Raw genomic sequence first — 2,823 nt, 5'->3', positions numbered from 1 at the left:
GGCTACGGCGCCCCTCCGGCGATCGCCAATGCCTATAAGGATGTCGTCTCGAAGTTCGTCCACGGCCAGATCAAGACCTCCGACGAAGCCGTCAAGCAGCTCGTCCAGGCGATCGACGACGCCCGCTGAGACCAGGTGTGATGACAATGCTTCCCCGCGGGCTCCGCGGGGAAGCTTCAGGCTCCGCGCCGATCATACGGGATGATCACGCGGACAATCATGCCCGGATAATGATGCAGAGCCGATCATGCCGGGCCGATTGCCCGGACGATTATGCAGGGAGGAGATGACATTCCATGAGCACCGTTGCGACCACCGATCCGGTTCTGACGCCGCGGCAATCGACGGGGATCTCGCTGAGGGGCCGGCTGCAGGATGCGCTGCCGAAGATCGTGCTGGCGCCGAGCTTCGTCATCACCATCATCTTCGTCTACGGCTTCATCGTCTGGACGGCCTATCTGTCGTTCACCAATTCCAAGACCTTTCCCTCCTATGCGCTGACCGGCGCACGCGCCTATCAGCGGCTGTGGCGCTGGACCTTCGAGAGCGATCCGCCGTCTTCCTGGTACACCTCGATCACCAACATGGCGATCTTCGGCTTCCTCTATGTCGGCATCTGCCTGGCGCTCGGCCTGTTCCTTGCCATCCTGCTCGACCAGAAGATCCGCGGCGAGAGCGTGTTGCGGCCGATCTTCCTCTATCCGATGGCGCTTTCCTTTATTGTCACCGGCGTTGCCTGGAAATGGTTCCTCGATCCCGGCCTCGGGCTGGAACAGACGCTGCACCACTTCGGCTGGACGAGCTTCCACTTCGACTGGATCAAGAACAAGGACTTCGTCATCTACACCGTCGTCATCGCCGGTGTCTGGCAGGCGTCCGGCTTCGTCATGGCGATGTTCCTGGCGGGCCTGCGCGGCATCGACGGCGAGATCATGAAGGCCGCCCAGATCGATGGCGCTTCGCCCTTCCAGCTCTACCGGCGCATCGTCATTCCGCTGCTGCGGCCGATCTTTCTGTCGGCCTTCATCGTGCTCGCCCATATGGCGATCAAGTCCTACGACCTGGTGGTGGCGCTGACCTCGGGCGGCCCCGGCGGCTCGGCCTGGCTGCCGTCGAACTTCATGTATGAATACACCTTCAAGCGCAACGAGATGGCCGTCGGCTCGGCCAGCGCCATCATCATGCTGATGACGATCTCGGCAATCATCGTTCCCTATCTCTATTCCGAACTGAAGGAGAAGGCGCGATGAGCGCGATCATCTCACCGACAGCCGACAGGGCGCAGAACAGCACCAACACCCGCTGGATCGGCCGCACCGTCATCTACGGCCTGCTGCTGATCTTTGCCGTCCTCTATCTGATGCCGCTCTTCGTCATGCTGACGACCTCGTTCAAGACCATGGACGAGATCCAGAACGGCAACATGCTGGCGCTGCCGCAGTCGCCGACCTTCGATCCCTGGATCAAGGCCTGGGGCGAGACCTGCGTCGGGCTGACCTGCGCCGGCATCAAGGGCTACTTCTGGAACTCGATCAAGATGGTGGTGCCGGCAGTCGTGATCTCCACCATCTTGGGGGCACTCAACGGTTATGTGCTGACCAAATGGCGCTTTCCCGGCCACACGCTGGTGTTCGGGCTGATGCTGTTTGCCTGCTTCATCCCGTTCCAGTCGGTGCTGCTGCCGATGGCGACGATCCTCGGCAGCCTCGGCCGCTTCGGCATGACGCTGCAGAATGCCACGGGCTTCAACTTCGGCTTCGGCAATCCGACCGTCAATCTGGTCTTCGTCCATGTCGTCTATGGCTTGGGCTTCACGACGCTGTTCTTCCGCAATTTCTATGAGGCCTTTCCGACCGAGCTGGTCAGGGCCGCCCAGGTCGATGGCGCCAGCTTCTTCCAGATCTTCCGCCGCATCATGCTGCCGAACTCGCTGCCGATCATCGTCGTCACGGTGATCTACCAGTTCACCAATATCTGGAACGACTTCCTGTTTGCCTCGGCTTACGCCGGCACCGGTGACACCATGCCGATGACGGTGGCGCTGAACAATGTCGTCAACACCTCGACCGGCGTCGTCGAATACAATGTCAACATGGCGGCTGCGATGATCGCCGCCGTACCGACGCTCATCGTCTATATCCTCGCCGGCCGCTACTTCGTGCGCGGTCTGATGGCGGGCGCTGTCAAAGGGTAATCCATGGCCTTCCTCGAAATCTCCGGTCTCAAAAAGCGCTTCGGCGCCGTCGACATTCTCAAGGGGATCGACCTCGAACTCGAAAAGGGCGGCTTTCTCGTGCTGGTCGGCCCGTCCGGCTGCGGCAAGTCCACCCTGCTCAACACCATTGCCGGGCTGGAGACGATCACCTCTGGCGATATCAGGATCGACGGGCGCGACATTGCCGGCCTGCATCCCTCCAAGCGCGACATCGCCATGGTGTTCCAATCCTATGCGCTCTATCCGAACATGACGGTGGCGGGCAACATTGCCTTCGGCATGGAGATCCGCGGCGTGCCGAAGGAGGAGCGTGCCAGGGCGATCGCCCAGGTCTCCGACATGCTGCAGATCGGCCATCTGCTCGACCGCAAGCCGAGCCAGCTTTCCGGCGGCCAGCGCCAGCGTGTCGCCATGGGGCGGGCGCTGGTGCGCAATCCGCAGGTCTTCCTGTTCGACGAGCCGCTCTCCAATCTCGACGCCAAGCTGCGCGTCGACATGCGCACCGAGATCAAGCGGCTGCATCAGCGCATGGGCACCACCTTCGTCTATGTCACCCATGACCAGATCGAGGCGATGACGCTGGCGACCAAGATCGCCGTGCTGAAGGA

3 protein-coding genes and 1 pseudogene are annotated in these 2,823 nt (G+C 61.6%); all 4 read left to right on the top strand.

Annotated features, from left to right (window positions below; all coding sequences use genetic code 11):
- Positions 1-129: pseudogene (locus V8P77_RS34610) on the top strand (sugar ABC transporter substrate-binding protein); the annotation flags it as partial.
- A 167-nt stretch (positions 130-296) separates the two neighbouring features.
- Entirely contained in the window at positions 297-1,250 is a 954-nt protein-coding gene (locus V8P77_RS34605) for a carbohydrate ABC transporter permease (RefSeq protein WP_017960063.1), read from the top strand.
- Positions 1,247-2,194 (top strand): carbohydrate ABC transporter permease, encoded by a 948-nt coding sequence (locus V8P77_RS34600; RefSeq protein ID WP_335916750.1) that lies wholly within the window; start codon positions 1,247-1,249, stop codon positions 2,192-2,194. Before V8P77_RS34605 ends, V8P77_RS34600 begins: the two co-directional genes overlap by 4 nt.
- Before the next feature lie 3 nt (positions 2,195-2,197).
- A partial coding sequence (locus tag V8P77_RS34595) for an ABC transporter ATP-binding protein (protein ID WP_335916749.1) occupies positions 2,198-2,823 on the top strand: 626 nt, incomplete at its 3' end.

The sequence above is a fragment of the Rhizobium aouanii genome (genome assembly GCF_037002925.1).
Taxonomy (GTDB): domain Bacteria; phylum Pseudomonadota; class Alphaproteobacteria; order Rhizobiales; family Rhizobiaceae; genus Rhizobium; species Rhizobium aouanii.
This window is presented reverse-complemented; position numbering and strand designations above follow the sequence as displayed.

What these genes read in the sequence shown, in the direction of transcription:
- V8P77_RS34600 (WP_335916750.1), top strand. Translation starts at nt 1,247, where the DNA reads ATGAGCGCGATCATCTCACCGACAGCCGACAGGGCGCAGAACAGCACC.
- V8P77_RS34605 (WP_017960063.1), top strand. Translation starts at nt 297, where the DNA reads ATGAGCACCGTTGCGACCACCGATCCGGTTCTGACGCCGCGGCAATCG.